Source organism: Ochrobactrum sp. SFR4 (genome assembly GCF_019730395.1).
GTDB lineage: Bacteria > Pseudomonadota > Alphaproteobacteria > Rhizobiales > Rhizobiaceae > Pseudochrobactrum.
The window spans coordinates 501773-517724 of record NZ_JAAPBB010000001.1 but is presented as its reverse complement, the minus strand read 5'-3'; the positions used below and the strand labels follow the sequence as shown (position 1 = coordinate 517724).

Sequence of the window (15952 nt, the reverse complement as noted above, 5' to 3'; positions counted from 1 at the left end):
ACTGGGCTAAAATCATGGTAAAGTTATGAAAGCCGTTTCAGCTCTTCATATCAGTGAAAAGTTTTGTGCCCTGCCGGTGATAAAACACAGGCAACGGCGTAATGAGGAATAGGAAGCAGCACCTGATCCAGCTCTGCCATGGTTTGGGCATAGTCCTGTGCGGCTTTTTTAACTTCCGCTATACGGCTGCCGGTCACCAGAGCATCCAGACAGGCATCACGGGTCGTATCGTCACCGTTTTGCAAGGCCGAGATCAGCCCCATCAGCAGACATTCTTCACGGCAGATATGCATCGAACCATAAGGAAAGGCCTTGAGCTGACAAGCTGCACAAAAATGCAGGGTGCGGATGAAATGGGAGAGTTCGGCCAGCGCGAGCTTGGCTTTATCGAGGCCGAGTTCCTGAGTATAAATTGTCCAGGCCATTTCCCACGGAATAACTGATCCGGTTTCAAAGCCGGATGTCCAATGGCGATAGCCTTCAAGCACCAGTTTTTCAGCCTGACGCTCGAAATAATGACTGGATGTTTCAAAGAGATTTCTGACCTGCATATTCATGGTCTGCATCCGATCTGTAACGGACGTGAGAGAGCGATGAATATGCGTCGCGGCTGCGGGCGCGACGATAGAACCGCCCTTGGGCGGTAAAGTGCCTGACCAAACATGAGGTCCTCCAATAGAGCGGGTTCAAGGCCCAAACATCAAAGGTTGAATTTATTGCCACGAGCCGGAAGTAGCCTTCTGAAAGCTCTGACAGCGGGAATATGCCGGTGAAAACGTCCGGTTGTCAAACCCAATTTTCAGGATTTATTTAGAAAAGCGTTCTTATTTCAATAGCTTAGAATAATTCCAGAGTATTTTACTCATGTTTTTATTCTAAAACGCAACGCTATCTATATGAATCCGTATATGTTTTGCGTGATTGTCGCATCTGGCCGGATTGCATGACATTCCGGCCGGATTTTTAAGCTCTGCGACGTCCCGCCTCATGCAAAACCCTGTAAACAGGATGGGTAAAAGGGAGCGGTTCCAGAATCATAATGCGGAGCACCGATATTACCGGCGCTCCGGTTTTGTGTTTTATCTCCGAACCGATGCCGCCCCGGAGAAGCAGGAATTAGTGATGGCTATGGTCATTGGCCTTGCCGCCAGCATTACCGGCAGAACCCTTGGACGGATTCACGTGAAACGGTAAATTAACCTTTCCGGCTTTTTCAAATTCCAGCTCAACATTGATTGTTTCACCTTCTTTGAACGGTTTGGCCAGATCCATAAACATGATGTGGAAACCGGTTGGCGCCAATTTCACAGTCTGACCGGCAGGAATAATCAGAGGCTCGCTCAGTTTGCGCATTTTCATGACATTGTCTTTCATCGACATTTCATGAATTTCGACTTTTCCGGCTGCATCTGTGGTGCCGCCGATCAGGCGATCATCTTCTTTGCCCTTGTTGGTAATGACAATGTAGCCGCCTGCCACGCGGGCATTCGGAATTGTCGCGATGCTATGGGCTTCGGAAAGTTGCAGATCGCCGGCCGTCACCACCTCGGCGCTGTCGCCACCATGAGCGCCGTGGCCGTCATGGCTTGCCTGTTTTGTGGCGGCGGCAACGAGCAATTGCGGTGCAGGGTTTTTCAGGTCATGCGGGTTCTGACCTTCTGCTGCGATATCCGTCCAGTTTTCGGTTTTACCGTTTTCACAGGTTTGTACGGTCGGGAACGACAATGTCGTATCCTTGCCGAAGCCGGCGAGTTTGCCGACAATTGCGAACTCATCATAGAAATCAGCCGGCAGTTTGCCGCCTTTCCAGATCACTTCGGTCACACCGTTTTTCACGTCTTTACCGTGCACTTTGTAGCTGTGCTGGTAGTCGGATTTAACAGTTTCAATGTCCCATCCGGCTTTCATCTGCGGCTGGGCGGCAATGAAACCTTCCGGAATTTTGACATTGATCTGTGTGGTAGCAGCACCATCACAGCCATGCGGAATTTTGAGGACGGCTTTATAGCCGCTGTCTGCATTAGCCTGCGCTGTTTCAAGTGAAACATGTGCCTGTGCCAGACCTGCAGTGCCGAGAAGAAGACTGGCGACACAGAGTGGTGTGAAAATCGTTTTCATAAATTTATTCCTTGCGAATATCCGCTTGTTTGACTGCAAATTGCAGGCAGAAAGCATGAAAGCGCTTAAAGCGCGTGACTGATATTTCCTGCGGCATCGTGTAAATGCGCAGACCTGTTCTCAGGCAAGGAAAGGTGGCGCCTGCGGCGGGGCGGCGGGCGGATAAAGTCGGGAGCGGGGCAGAACTTTGGCTGTGCGTCTGACGCTGTTGCCTGTGTCTTTGGCAACAACCGGACCACCGGTTGCAGGCGGAGTGGCCAGTGCAAAAGCTGCCGAGATACGGCAGGCCTCACAATCAACCATCATATTATGATTGTTATGATGGCGGTCAGATGCGGCGCTGTTTTCGGAAACGCAGATGGAGACAATACTGCCATCTGGCATTGTTTCATAACGGATGAAGACCGGTTCAGCTGAGGTGCCGCTATTGGTGGTCATTTGCAGTAGAGGGGCGCTGACATCCACCGGTCTGTGGGCGAAAGACAGCAAAACAAGCGCCAATACGCATAGGATGCGTATTAAAACCTGTTTGTTTTTGTGCGTCTGAACCATCACCCTGAACTATAAATAACTGCGCTTTCCGCTTTTTAACGCGGTACCTTGCGGAAAGAAAGGGCTTTCCTGTCCAATAATGATGCCGGATCTCCCTCTGCCTCACGATGTCACAGAGGTTTGCGCGGAAAGGGCTGAAGATAACTTTCTCTCAAGCGCAAAATCATTTAACGATGATGCATGAAATGCCGGTCGCAGGATAAAATACTGTGCCGGTAGTGGTGAACAGATTATTCGACGGGGTATGAGGCATGTCACAGGTCACCAAAGATGTGGTGCTGGCTCAGCTGAAACAGGTTACAGGACCGGATTTCGAAGGTGATATTGTCAGCCTCGGGCTGGTGTCCGATATTTTTATCGCTGATAATAAAGTGTTTTTCTCCATTACCGTTCCTTCCGATCGTGCACAGGCCATGGAGCCGTTGCGTCTGCGGGCGGAAAAACTGGTGAAAGAGATTCCGGGTGTTGCCGGTGCGCTGGTCACGCTCACCGCCGAACGCAAAGGCGGCCGCACCAGCGATGATGCTCCTCCGCCAAGCCGCCCTCAGCCTGCTCCGCAAGCTGCATCTCAGGCGCGTCCGGCTGCACATGCTCATGCCGCGCCGCAGCCGCAGGCAAAACCGGGTATTCCGGGTGTCGGTAAGATTATCGCCGTGGCTTCCGGCAAAGGCGGTGTCGGTAAGTCCACGACATCGGTTAATATTGCGCTTGGGCTTCAGGCGCTGGGGCTCAAAGTCGGTATTCTTGATGCCGATATTTACGGGCCGTCAATGCCGCGTCTGCTCGGTATTTCCGGCCGGCCGGAAACGGTCAATGGCCGCATCATGAAGCCGATGAGCAATTACGGCCTCAAAGTCATGTCGATGGGCTTTCTGGTGGAAGAAGAAACCCCGATGATCTGGCGCGGCCCGATGGTGATGTCGGCGCTCAATCAGATGATGCGTGAAGTGGAATGGGGCAATCTCGATGTGATGGTTGTCGATATGCCTCCGGGCACCGGCGATGCACAGCTGACCATGGCGCAGCAGGTGCCGCTGGCGGGCGCAGTGATTGTTTCCACGCCGCAGGATCTGGCGCTGATTGATGCCCGCAAAGGGCTGAACATGTTTGCCAAAGTTAATGTGCCGCTGCTGGGCATTGTTGAGAATATGAGCTATTTCATCGCACCGGACACCGGCAAGCGTTATGATATTTTCGGTCATGGCGGTGCGCAGCGCGAGGCGGAGCGGTTGAAGGTGCCTTTCCTTGGTGCTGTGCCGTTGGATATGCAGATCCGTGAATTATCTGATGCCGGCATGCCGATTACGGTGAAAGAACCGGACAGCCCGCATGCGCAAATTTATCGTGAGATTGCCGAAAAAGTCTGGGCGCAGGTGAGTGGCGGTTCATCCCGCGCGGCACCGAAGATCGTTTTTGAATAACAGACGATGAAATTGAAAAAGGCCTGCAATGCAGGCCTTTTTTGTTGGATCAGGTAATAACGCTTGGTTTTTCGCGGCCGGTATAATGCGTGATCTCTGTGAGTTCCGCAGCGGCTGCAATCAGCGGGGTCAGGGCAGTCTGGGTTTCCAGATCATGCTTGCTGCTGTCAGCTTCATAGCGTTCCAGATAGATGCGGATGGTTGCACCGGCGGTACCGGTGCCGGACAGACGCACCACAAGACGGGAACCGCCGGCAAAGAGAATGCGGATACCCTGATGTTTGCTCACTGAATGATCAACCGGATCATGATAGGCAAAATCATCGGCTGCTTCCACAACTATACCCTGCACGGTCTTGCCTTTAAGATCAGGCAATTTGGTGCGCAAGGCATCCATCAGTGCATTGGCACCATCCGAGGCCACTTCTTCGTAATCGTGGCGTGAATAATAATTGCGGCCATAGGTCTGCCAGTGTTCATGCATAATTTCGGCGACAGATTGTTTGCGCACTGCCAGAATATTCAGCCATAGCAGCACAGCCCACAACCCGTCTTTTTCACGCACGTGGTCAGAGCCGGTTCCGGCACTTTCTTCACCGCAAATAGTGACAAGACCGGTATCCAGCAGATTGCCGAAGAACTTCCAGCCGGTCGGTGTTTCATGCATGCCGATCTTCAGTTTTTCAGCCACGCGGTCTGCGGCACAACTGGTCGGCATGGAGCGGGCAATACCGGCAATGCCTTTGCTATAGGCCGGAGCCAGATGCGCGTTAGCGGCGAGAACTGCCAGAGAATCCGACGGGGCAATATACATGCCCTTGCCGATAATCAGATTGCGGTCGCCGTCACCATCTGATGCTGCACCGAAATCCGGCGCATTGGCCGACATCAGCTCTTCATAAAGCTCATGGGCATAAACAATATTGGGATCAGGATGATGACCGCCGAAATCCTCTAACGGCACAGCATTGAAAACGCTGCCTGCTTTTGCGCCGAGCCGGTTTTCAAAAATCTCTTTGGCATAAGGGCCGGTCACGGCATGCATGGCGTCAAAACGCATGGTGAAACCGGATTGCAGCAGAGCGCGGATCGCCTGAAAGTCAAACAGGCTTTCCATCAAGGCGGCGTAATCTTTCACCGGATCAATGATTTCCACTACCGTATCGCCGATTTGATGCGAGCCGAGCGTATCAATGTTGATATCGGCGCAATCGGCAATCTTATAGGCTGTGATGGTTTTGGAGTTGGCGAACATCGCTTCGGTCAGTTTTTCCGGAGCAGGGCCGCCATTGCTGATATTGAATTTGATGCCGAAATCACCCTGCGGTCCGCCGGCATTATGGCTGGCCGAGAGAATAATACCGCCAAAGGCTTTATTCTTGCGGATAAGATTGGAAGCCGCAGGCGTCGAGGTAATGCCGCCAAGGCCGACCAGAATGCGGCCAAAACCATTTGCCGCAGCAATTTTGATGGTGCTCTGGATAACCTTGCGGTTGAGATAACGTCCGTCACCGCCAAGGACGAGTGTCTTGCCTTGAAAATCTTCCAGACTGTCAAAGATCGACTGGATAAAATTCTCCGCATAATGCTCCTGAGCAAAGACAGTCACTTTTTTGCGCAAGCCCGAAGTGCCTGGTTTCTGATCTGTAAAAGCTGTGGTGCTGATGGTTTTAAAAGTCATGATCTGGTTTTGTCCTGACAATAACGGCTCTCGCAAAAGATAAATGCATGTGGAATGAACAAGTTGCATTCATGGCGGATATTATAGGCAGTCCTGTGAAGCCGAAGTAAATGATTTCACATAAATAACCGGTTCATTGTTCAAATTTGGTAAGACGGGTTTATTGTATGTGTTTAAAAAGAACATTTTGATCAAAGAGATAGCGGCTGAAGATTGGCAACCGCGCTGCACCCAGTGCTTTGGCATGAACACCGACTGTGCCCTCTTCAATCACCGGCGGAATGATTCCCTGTAAATTGAGTTTGCCGATTTCATTCCGCGTAGTTTTAACGATCTTGGCGCGTAAATTTTCCGGCATCCAGCCGTCAATAATGGCAGCAGGAAAATCAATTACACTGGCGGCCGATGAGATTGCGTGGGCAAGGCTGCGCGCGGTCAGCAATACCCATTCATCAAGCACAGGGTTGAAAATCTCCCAATTATCCGGTGCCGCCCAGAGCAGAGCCGTATCAATATCCTGCTGTTTGAGTCTGCGCTCCAGTATGAACAAGGACGCCGTGTCAATCAGCTGGGCAGGGCGGCTGATCTGTCCTGCCGTAGTGACAAAACCGTTGCCCATCGGCATGGAGCCCAGTGCACCGGCATTGCCGCTGCGTCCGGCATAAAGCGTATTGTTGAGTACAACGCCGCCGCCGATAAATGAACCGATGAAAAAATAGACATAATCCGCATAATCCGGCCCTGAACCGAAGGTCAGTTCCGCGCCGCAGGCGGCGGTAGCATCATTCTGGATCAGAACGGGGAAAGGCAGTTTCAGGCTCAGTGCTTCGCAAATATCGGTACTTTGCCAGGCCTGCAAATCCGCAGGCGGCGCGCCGACTTCCTCAACCCAGTTCCAGAGTTCAAACGGCATGGCAATGCCGAGACCGGCAATGCGGCTTTGCTGAAAAGGCGTGAGCTGCGCCGTGAATTGCTCAATAGCCGAAAGCGTGAAATTCAGAATATTGTCCGGCACCGGCCACAGATAGGTCTGGTGCATACGTGCGCGGATCGTGCCGGTAAAATCAACCAGAACCAGTTCCGCGCTGCGACGCCCGATCTTCAGGCCAAAGGAAAATACCCCGTCAGGATTGAGCATCATTGGCTGGCTTGGCTGGCCGACACGCCCGCGCTGTTTCTCACCGCTGAGCAATAATCCGTCCTGCTCAAGATTGCGGATGATGACGGACACGGTTTGCGCCGACAGGCCGGTTAGTCTGGCAATATCTGCCCGCGGCATGGCACCGTGACGGCGCACAACGGAAAGGATCAGCCTTTCATTATAGGCGCGCATGCCGGTCTGGTCAGAGCCGCGGCTGGTTGTGGCGGGGTCAATAGGGGCGCCTTGCGGATAGTGCATCGGGTGTCCTGTAAGGAGCATTCGGGATAAAGAGCTGGAATAAGAGAATTATTTTTGAAGTAAAGCCTGCGCGGACAGTTTTTGTCATGACACTGATCTTAGACTGACATAGCGAATTAATAAATCAAGTGGATTTATTAATTGACAGGACTGAAAACCCGTGTTTCCATGATCGCGCTTGCACATATTTCTGGGGGCAATAAATTTGCTCTTTCATGAAATCGCAGCGCAGAGGCGGCGGAAGAGGGCGCCTGAGACAATTGATTTGGCTGGTTCAGCTACGCAGTTCGGTGCTTGAACTGATCGTAAAAAATGACTCTGGGAGGAGTTCATGAGAAAAACTATTCTTACCTCTGCTTTTGCCCTTCTGGCATTAGGTGTTGCAGGTGCGGGAGCGCAGGCGGCTGAAGTGACAGCTTGCGTGATTACCAAAACGGATACCAATCCGTTCTTTGTAAAAATCAAAGAAGGCGCGACTGCCAAATCCAAGGAACTTGGCATCAATCTGAAATCCTACGCGGGTAAAATTGACGGCGATACGGAAAGCCAGATTGCAGCGGTGGAAACCTGTATTGCCGATGGTGCAAAAGGCATTCTCATCACCGCTTCTGACACTAAAGGCATTGTTCCTGTGCTGAAACAGGCGCGTGATGCCGGTATGCTGGTGATCGCACTGGATACGCCGCTGGAACCGGCTGATGCTGCGGATGCGACTTTCGCAACAGACAATTTTCTGGCAGGTGAACTGGTTGGTAAATGGGCTGCAGGGCGTTTGGGTGATAAAGCCAAAGATGCCAAAGTCGCTTTCCTGAACCTTACTGCCATGCAGCCGAGTGTTGACGTGTTGCGCGATCAGGGCTTTGCCACGGGCTTCGGTATTGATCCGAAAAACAAGGATGTGCTTGGCGATGAGGATGATGCGCGTATTGCCGGTCGCGACCTGACCGACGGCAATGAAGAAGGCGGCCGCCGTGCTATGGAAAATCTTCTGCAAAAAGAGCCGAATATCAATGTGGTGCACACCATTAACGAACCTGCTGCAGCCGGTGCTTATGAGGCGCTGAAAGCTGTTGGCCGTGAAAAAGATGTGATGATTGTTTCCATTGATGGCGGTTGCCCGGGTGTGAAAAATGTGGCTGACGGCGTGATCGGCGCAACAGCGCAGCAATATCCGATGCAGATGGCAACACTTGGCATTGAAGCAATTAAGAAATTTGCTGATACCGGTGAAAAACCGAAGCCGACAGAAGGCAAGACCTTTGTTGATACCGGTGTGATGCTGGTAACTGACCAGCCGGTTGAGGGTGTTGAATCTATCGATACCAAAGAAGGTCTGGCGAAGTGCTGGGGTTGATCCCCGTGTCTTTCTATTAGAGCATAATTGCTTAAACTTGAATCAGTTGAAGGTAAAATTATGCTCTAATTTCAAGTGTTAGAGCGACCTTTGTGCGCCCGGTCGGACGCACGGCGCTCTAAGAAATCAACCGGCGTGATCCTCGTGCCGGTTCCTTTTCAGGCTGCAGCAACCGGAAGCACCTATGACAGAAACCACGCAAAATCATGAAACGGAAGTCAAGCGCACCCAGCAGGATTTTGAAAAGGTTCTGGTGAACAGCGCCTCCGGTGTTGCCAGTTTTGAGAATGAGGACCGCAGTCTGCTCTACAGAATGCGTGTGATCCTGCATCACAATCCGGCGGCCGTACCGCTGATCGTGCTGGTGCTGTCTCTGGCGATTTTTGCTGTTCTGGTCGGATCCAAATTTTTCTCTGCCTTTGCGCTGACACTCATTTTGCAGCAGGTTGCCATTACCGGCATTATTGCTTCCGCGCAGACACTGGTCATTTTAACGGCCGGTATTGATCTGTCCGTCGGTGCAATCATGGTACTGTCTTCGGTGGTGATGGGACAGTTTACTTTCCGTTATGGTCTGCCGCCGGAATTATCCATCCTGTGCGGTTTTGCTGTCGGCGCTTTATGCGGTTTTTTCAATGGCTGGTTCGTCGCTTATTGGAAATTACCGCCTTTCATCGTCACGCTTGGTATGTGGCAGATCGTGCTGGCGACCAATTTTCTCTATTCCGCCAATGAAACCATCCGTGCGCAGGAAATTACCGAAAAAGCGCCGATATTGCAGTTTTTCGGAAATAATATCCGCTTCGGTGGTGCGGTCTTTACCTATGGTGTGATTGCCATGGTGCTGCTGGTTCTGGTTCTCTGGTATGTGCTCAATCATACGGCATGGGGGCGGCATGTTTATGCGATTGGTGATGATCCCGAGGCGGCACAGCTTTCCGGTGTGCGTGTCAAACCGGTTCTGATGTCTGTCTATATTCTGGCTGGTCTGATCTGTGCATTGGCAGGATGGGCGATGATCGGGCGCCTTGGTTCGGTCTCACCGACAGCGGGGCAGTTTGCGAATATTGAATCCATTACGGCTGTGGTGATCGGAGGGATTTCCCTGTTCGGTGGTCGCGGCTCCATTCTCGGTACATTGTTCGGTGCATTGATTGTCGGCGTGTTTTCGCTGGGACTGCGCCTGTGGGGAACCGATCCGCAATGGACCTATCTGCTGATTGGTGTCCTGATTATCGTTGCGGTCGCAATTGACCAGTGGATCAGAAAGGCTGCGGCATGAAACAGTCAGTTCAGCCGGTTTTGTCGGCAAAAGGCCTCGTCAAACGCTATGGCCGTGTTACGGCACTGGATCATGCGGATTTTGATCTCTATCCGGGTGAAGTTTTGGCGGTTATCGGTGATAACGGTGCCGGAAAATCTTCGCTGATTAAGGCGCTGTCCGGTGCAATCCAACCGGATGAGGGTGAGATTTTCCTTGATGGTCAGCCGGTGAGCTTCCGTTCGCCGATTGCCGCGCGGGCAGCAGGCATTGAAACCGTTTATCAAAATCTGGCTTTGTCGCCTGCTTTGTCGATTGCGAATAATATGTTTCTGGGGCGCGAGTTGCGCAAATCCGGATTGATGGGCAGTGTGTTCCGCCAGCTCGATCATAAGAAAATGGAGCAGATCGCCCGCGATAAGCTTTCAGAACTCGGACTGATGACCATCCAGAATATTTCGCAAGCGGTGGAAACACTTTCCGGCGGTCAGCGCCAGGGCGTGGCAGTGGCGCGTGCGGCGGCTTTTGGTTCCAAGGTTGTGATTATGGATGAGCCGACAGCCGCATTAGGGGTTAAAGAATCCCGTCGCGTGCTTGATCTCATTCAGGAAGTGAAATCACGTGGCCTGCCGATTGTGCTGATCTCCCATAATATGCCCCATGTATTTGAAGTGGCGGATCGTGTGCATGTGCATCGGCTTGGCAAAAGACTGGCGGTGATCAATCCCCGTCAATGTTCTATGTCTGATGCTGTGGCGCTGATGACCGGCGCACTGACTCCGACTGATGAGATGCTGGCTGCATGATGCCTGAAGCACCTGTGATAAAGCGTGAAGCGCTGGCTGCGGAAATTCTGGCGCGCGCAAAGGGGCGCGAGCGTCTGATTGTTGCAATTGCGGGAGCACCTGCTGCGGGAAAATCCACGCTGGCGGAGTCGCTGTGTCAGGAGATCAATGCTTTATCCGCCGCTCAGCCATCTGTTGTCGTGCCGATGGACGGGTTTCATTATGATAATGCCATTCTGGATGTGCGTGGTTACAGGGCGCGAAAAGGTGCACCGCATACTTTTGATGCGGATGGTTTTCGGGCGCTACTGTCCCGTTTGAAAACGGAAACCGGTGATATTGCGATTCCGGTTTTTGACCGGTCAATGGATTTGGCACGTGCGGGGGCTGCCATGGTCACGGGGCAGCATCAGATTTTACTGGTCGAGGGTAATTATCTGCTGCTGGATCAGCCTGTCTGGTGCGATCTGCGCCAATATTTTGATCTGAGCATTTTCTTGCAAGTGCCGCTTCCGGTTCTGGAGCAGCGCCTTATTCAGCGCTGGCTGGATCATGGTGCGGATTATGAAGCAGCCAGAACGCGCGCACTTGCCAATGATATTCCCAATGCGCAAACCGTGACAGAACAGTCCCGTAAGGCAGACTTTATCTTGCAGGATTGAAACTTTCCTGTAGGCTCGGGCAAATTCAGAATTTAACAGCCAGAATTTACCATTAAGAGAATGCCCATGTCTGATACGCTGATCTTTCCTGCCCAGCCGCCGGTAACCTTGCCGATTGAGGGGAGCGATCAACGCTTTCCTGTGCGCCGTATTTATTGTGTGGGCCGCAATTATGCAGATCATGCGCGGGAAATGGGGCATGATCCGGATCGTGAACCACCATTTTTCTTCCAGAAAAATCCGGATAATCTGGTGGCAGATGGGGGTAATTTTCCTTATCCGCCGTTGTCCAATGATGTGCATCATGAAATTGAGCTGGTTGTGGCGCTGCAAAAAGGCGGAAAAAACATTCCGGCAGCACAGGCCAATGAGCATGTTTACGGTTATGCTGTCGGGCTGGATATGACACGGCGCGACATGCAGGGGCAGGCTAAAAAGCAGGGGCGCCCGTGGGAGACTGCCAAGGCGTTTGAGCATTCCGCTCCATGTTCTGCACTGGTGCCTGCAAGCCGTATCGGTCATCCGCAAGACGGTGCTATCTGGCTGAAAATTAATGGTAAAACCGTTCAGCAGGGTGATATAAACCAGCTGATCTGGTCCGTGCCGGAAACCATTGCAATTCTTTCCACACTCTATGAATTACAGGCCGGAGATCTGATCTTTACCGGTACACCTGCGGGTGTCGGCGCTGTTGCACGGGGCGATATTCTGGAGGGCGGTGTTGACGCTATCGGACATCTGACAACAAAAGTTGTCTGACCCTTTTGGTACGGATTGCATTTTACGGCTGGTCTCACGGGCGGAATCTCTGTAAATATTTCATCAACCATGAGATGGAATCCTCAATCTTCGGGATTCTATGACGATTTTTACTGCATGAGCGATACAGTTTCCGGTTGCGTTTAATCAATGCATTCTGCTGTGTCGCTTCTTACGTTTGTCGAGCGATGGCTTGTGCTGCCCGCAAACGAAGACAACAAAAAGGATCGCCCGATGGCATTCGAAGAGATCAAGGCGGAAATCGCTTTACTGTTTGAGCAGATGGTCAACCAGCCGGAAGACATGCATGAACTGGCTGAGTCCATTCGTGAGAAGCTCAATGCGATGAGAGCCAGTGGTCTGCCATTGCCGGAAGATCTGGTTGAACTCGAAAAACGTCTCAACAACGAAACGGGTGCCTGATGCGATTTTCAGCTCTGGCTCTCCGTTCTGCTGTTCTGCTCTCCGGTGTTGTGGCCTTGTCGGCCTGTACCACCACAAATAATTCAAAAACTGCCGCCAATTCGGCAACAACTCAGGCTGTTGATGTCGCCGTGGCAGATATGGCTACTACGGTCAGTGCGCCCGCAGAGGCTGCTGTTATCGACGCTAATCCTGACGGCAGCGCAAAAGGTGCTACAATTGCAGCTTCTGCCTATGCGGCAGAAAAAGGTAATGCTGCACAGGTCGCTGCTCTGGCCGTGACAGATGCAGGTGATCCGGTTTTGCCGGCTTCCGTGCCGACACCGGCGTTCCGCCAGACCGCAACGGAAGCTTTGATTGCAACGGCAACACCGTCACTGGCAACCGGTGCACATAATACACCGGGCGAAGTGAAATATACCGGCGTTACCAAGTCCGGCACTGCGAACCATCTGGTCGAGCAGCGTGCCGAGATCGCGGCAGACAGCAAGCCGGAATTGCATAATCTTATCGGCCAATATGCGGCAGCCTATCAGGTGCCGGAGCGCCTTGTGCACCGCGTTGTGCAGCGTGAGAGCCGTTATAATCCGATTGCACGCAATGGTCCGTATTTCGGCCTGATGCAGATCAGTCATGCCACAGCGCGCGGTATGGGCTATCAGGGCAATGCGCAAGGCTTGCTCAACGCCAATACCAATCTGCGCTATGCGGTGAAATATCTGGCCGGCGCTTATAAAGTTGCCGGCGGGAATGAAACACAGGCCGTGAAATTCTATGCCCGCGGCTATTATTATGATGCCAAGCGCAAAGGTCTGCTGGAAGAAACCGGCCTGCGCAAAGGGCCGAACTCTATCCGCACCGCTTTCATTGAGCCGGGTAAAACCACAGAAGCCGCCAAAGCTGCGACTGCCGCTGCGACCGGTAATGCTGTTGATGTGGCGCAAACCGATCCTATGGTCACACAGTCTGTTGCTAAATCTGCAAAAGCATCGCGCGTGCAGCCGAACAGACGGGATTTCAGCACCCGCTGATCTGAAAATTTTGCAAGTTGTAAAACCGCTTGTTTCTCTTATGAAGCAGGCGGTTTTTATTGTCTGCATTTTTGAACGGGTAATTTTACAGACAGGTCATTTTGTCGTCATGAATCTATAATCATTCTGACGCATACTCATTTTGACCTCGCTTTTTATCATCACCCCGAAATTGTGCAGGCGGCACCATGAACCAGATTTTACAAAAGGCCGAAGCCTCCGTTGCACGTCTCTATGACAAGGCGGAATTATGGGCGGATGGCATCGTCCATGTTGTGGGTGTGGCCATGGCTGTTGGCGGCGCAGCAGTGATGCTGTGGTATTTTGCAGGACAGATTTCGCCGGTGATTTATATCTCGGCACTGATTTATGTGCTGAGCCTCGTAGCTGCCCTGACGATTTCTGCAATTTATAATATCTGGCCGGTTTCTCCGGTGAAGCAGTTTCTGCGCCGCTTCGACCACTCCATGATATATGTGCTGATTGCCGGAACCTATACACCCTTCATTATGAAAATGGGCGAGGGGGCTGGCTGGCATTTGGGGCTGGTCTGGTTGATTGCGTTTTGTGGTATTGCACTGAAGCTGACAATGCCCGGTCGTTTTGACCGTCTGGCAATCCTACTTTATCTGGCACTCGGCTGGAGCGGTGTGCTGATTTATGACCAGCTGTTGCAGTTCCTGCCCCTGCAAGTGGTGGTGCTGATTGCAGCCGGCGGGATTATTTATTCACTCGGCGTTATTTTCCACGTCTGGGAACGCCTGCGCTTTCAGAATGCCATTTGGCATGGCTTTGTCGTAGCGGGAGCGGCGCTCCACTACAGTGCTGTCTTCATCGCCGTCCACTAGGGATTTCGGCTCTGGCGGTCTGCAAATGGTAATTTCCTCCGATCCGGTGCTCATGTACCTTAAAGTACATTCCGCTCCGGTTCTCGAAAATCACCATTTTCGCCACGCCATAACCAAAATCCAACGCCGCGCTCTTTAAAGCATTGCACAGTCAAATTGGATCAATTTTGGCGTCCATGATAATGCGACAAGCTAAAGAAACTAAAGCGAGCGCTATGATCCAATCTGAACGCAAACCGCTCTGGAAAAATCATAAAAAAACAGCCGGAGCGATCCGGCTGTTTTGATGTTTCTGAGATGGGCTAGCCTGATTAACCGCGGTTGCGGGCTGCCAGTGTGCGCAGACGCAGTGCATTAAGCTTGATGAAGCCCGCTGCATCTTTCTGGTCATAAGCGCCGTGATCATCTTCAAATGTCACCAGCTTGTCTGAATAAAGCGACTTGTCGCTCTCACGGCCGGTCACAATCACATTGCCCTTATAGAGCTTGAGTGTCACTTCGCCTTCTACATGACGCTGGCTATGGTCGATTGCAGCCTGCAGCATTTCACGTTCCGGCGAGAACCAGAAGCCGTAATAGATCAGTTCCGCATAGCGTGGCATCAGTTCATCCTTCAGATGCGCTGCGCCGCGATCCAGCGTAATGCTTTCAATCGCGCGGTGTGCTGCCAGCAGGATAGTACCGCCCGGTGTTTCATAAACGCCGCGGGACTTCATGCCTACGAAACGGTTTTCAACGAGGTCAAGACGACCGATGCCATTGTCGCGGCCGTAATCATTGAGTGCAGCCAGCAAGGTTGCAGGCGACATGCGCACGCCATTGATCGAAACCGCATCACCGCGCTCAAAGCCGATCTTGATGATGGTGGCTTTGTCTGGCGCAGCTTCCGGTGAAATGGTGCGCATATGCACATATTCAGGCGCTTCAACAGCCGGATCTTCCAGTACTTTACCTTCCGAGGAAGAGTGCAGCAGATTGGCGTCAACGGAGAACGGAGCTTCGCCCATCTTGTCTTTTGCCACCGGAATCTGGTGCTTCTCAGCAAAGTCGAGCAGGTCTGTACGGCTCTTGAACGACCAGTCGCGCCAAGGAGCGATGATCTTGATATCCGGATTCAGCGCATAAGCGGACAATTCGAAACGAACCTGATCATTGCCCTTGCCGGTTGCACCATGAGCAATCGCATCAGCTCCGGTTTTCTTGGCAATTTCGATGAGGTGCTTGGAGATCAACGGACGGGCAATCGAAGTACCGAGCAGGTAAACGCCTTCATAAACAGCATTGGCGCGGAACATCGGGAAAACGAAATCGCGGACGAATTCTTCACGGACATCTTCAACGAAGATTTCTTTGATGCCGAGCATTTCAGCTTTTTTGCGTGCCGGTTCCAGTTCTTCACCCTGACCGAGATCAGCAGTGAAAGTCACAACCTCAGCACCGAGCTCGGTCTGCAGCCATTTCAGAATGATAGAAGTATCGAGACCGCCGGAATAAGCGAGCACGACTTTTTTAACGTCTTTCCAGTTGTTCATTTTATGCATCCAGTACGTGCCGGTACGGCATCTGAGTGTTTTTCGCTTTGCAGCGATGAAATTCTGATATTTCTTTTATCATCTCAATAGTGTGAAGCAAGCCGTCTTAATGGCACAGTCGTGAGA

Annotated in this window: 14 protein-coding genes and 1 pseudogene; 9 read left to right on the top strand and 6 right to left on the bottom strand. The window is 52.0% G+C overall.

The window, feature by feature from the left end; translation table 11 throughout:
- Positions 1-50: 50 nt before the first annotated feature.
- The 3 genes from HBA93_RS02170 to HBA93_RS02160 all read right to left on the bottom strand — a co-directional run bounded on the left by HBA93_RS02170 (position 51) and on the right by HBA93_RS02160 (position 2619).
- Positions 51-557 (bottom strand): hypothetical protein, encoded by a 507-nt coding sequence (locus tag HBA93_RS02170; RefSeq protein WP_221722165.1) that lies wholly within the window; start codon positions 555-557, stop codon positions 51-53.
- Positions 558-1116: 559 nt separating this feature from the next.
- Positions 1117-2118 (bottom strand): DUF1775 domain-containing protein, encoded by a 1002-nt coding sequence (locus HBA93_RS02165; RefSeq protein WP_221722164.1) that lies wholly within the window; start codon positions 2116-2118, stop codon positions 1117-1119.
- 120 nt (positions 2119-2238) lie between these two features.
- Complete coding sequence (locus tag HBA93_RS02160) at positions 2239-2619, bottom strand: hypothetical protein (RefSeq protein ID WP_221722163.1); 381 nt, start codon at positions 2617-2619, stop codon at positions 2239-2241.
- A gap of 302 nt (positions 2620-2921) precedes the next feature.
- On the opposite strand from HBA93_RS02160, the gene HBA93_RS02155 reads away from it, so the two are divergent.
- Positions 2922-4091, top strand: a complete 1170-nt coding sequence (locus tag HBA93_RS02155) for an Mrp/NBP35 family ATP-binding protein (RefSeq protein ID WP_221722162.1) — start codon at positions 2922-2924, stop codon at positions 4089-4091.
- A 49-nt stretch (positions 4092-4140) separates the two neighbouring features.
- Here the strand turns inward: HBA93_RS02155 and HBA93_RS02150 are convergent, their stop codons facing one another.
- Together HBA93_RS02150 and HBA93_RS02145 are read right to left on the bottom strand one after the other, a co-directional pair.
- The gene (locus HBA93_RS02150) at positions 4141-5772 is read right to left on the bottom strand and encodes an alpha-D-glucose phosphate-specific phosphoglucomutase (protein WP_221722161.1); all 1632 of its coding nucleotides are present in this window, start codon (positions 5770-5772) and stop codon (positions 4141-4143) included.
- A 160-nt stretch (positions 5773-5932) separates the two neighbouring features.
- A complete protein-coding gene (locus HBA93_RS02145) occupies positions 5933-7171 on the bottom strand; it encodes an ROK family transcriptional regulator (protein ID WP_221722160.1) in 1239 nt (412 codons plus the stop codon).
- A gap of 331 nt (positions 7172-7502) precedes the next feature.
- Here HBA93_RS02145 and HBA93_RS02140 point away from each other — a divergent pair, with 331 nt between their 5' ends.
- From HBA93_RS02140 to trhA, 8 genes and pseudogenes are all read left to right on the top strand, one after another.
- The gene (locus tag HBA93_RS02140) at positions 7503-8525 is read left to right on the top strand and encodes a substrate-binding domain-containing protein (RefSeq protein WP_122092737.1); all 1023 of its coding nucleotides are present in this window, start codon (positions 7503-7505) and stop codon (positions 8523-8525) included.
- 184 nt (positions 8526-8709) lie between these two features.
- Positions 8710-9807: an ABC transporter permease gene (locus tag HBA93_RS02135; RefSeq protein WP_122092738.1), complete on the top strand. Its 1098-nt coding sequence runs from the start codon at positions 8710-8712 to the stop codon at positions 9805-9807.
- A complete protein-coding gene (locus tag HBA93_RS02130) occupies positions 9804-10592 on the top strand; it encodes an ATP-binding cassette domain-containing protein (protein WP_221722159.1) in 789 nt (262 codons plus the stop codon). Before HBA93_RS02135 ends, HBA93_RS02130 begins: the two co-directional genes overlap by 4 nt.
- Positions 10589-11233, top strand: coding sequence for a nucleoside/nucleotide kinase family protein (locus tag HBA93_RS02125; RefSeq protein ID WP_221722158.1), 645 nt, complete (start codon positions 10589-10591; stop codon positions 11231-11233). The genes HBA93_RS02130 and HBA93_RS02125 overlap by 4 nt, the downstream gene beginning before the upstream one ends.
- A gap of 66 nt (positions 11234-11299) precedes the next feature.
- A complete protein-coding gene (locus HBA93_RS02120; RefSeq protein ID WP_221722157.1) occupies positions 11300-11992 on the top strand; it encodes a fumarylacetoacetate hydrolase family protein in 693 nt (230 codons plus the stop codon).
- A 234-nt stretch (positions 11993-12226) separates the two neighbouring features.
- Positions 12227-12415, top strand: a complete 189-nt coding sequence (locus HBA93_RS02115) for a hypothetical protein (RefSeq protein WP_028233459.1) — start codon at positions 12227-12229, stop codon at positions 12413-12415.
- Positions 12415-13311: pseudogene (locus tag HBA93_RS02110) on the top strand (transglycosylase SLT domain-containing protein); the annotation flags it as partial. The gene HBA93_RS02115 and the pseudogene HBA93_RS02110, both read left to right, overlap by 1 nt.
- A gap of 323 nt (positions 13312-13634) precedes the next feature.
- The gene (trhA, locus tag HBA93_RS02105; protein WP_221722156.1) at positions 13635-14294 is read left to right on the top strand and encodes a PAQR family membrane homeostasis protein TrhA; all 660 of its coding nucleotides are present in this window, start codon (positions 13635-13637) and stop codon (positions 14292-14294) included.
- Positions 14295-14605: 311 nt separating this feature from the next.
- On the opposite strand, the gene HBA93_RS02100 is transcribed toward trhA, so the two are convergent.
- Positions 14606-15826, bottom strand: coding sequence for an argininosuccinate synthase (locus HBA93_RS02100; RefSeq protein WP_121992278.1), 1221 nt, complete (start codon positions 15824-15826; stop codon positions 14606-14608).
- Positions 15827-15952: the final 126 nt, after the last annotated feature.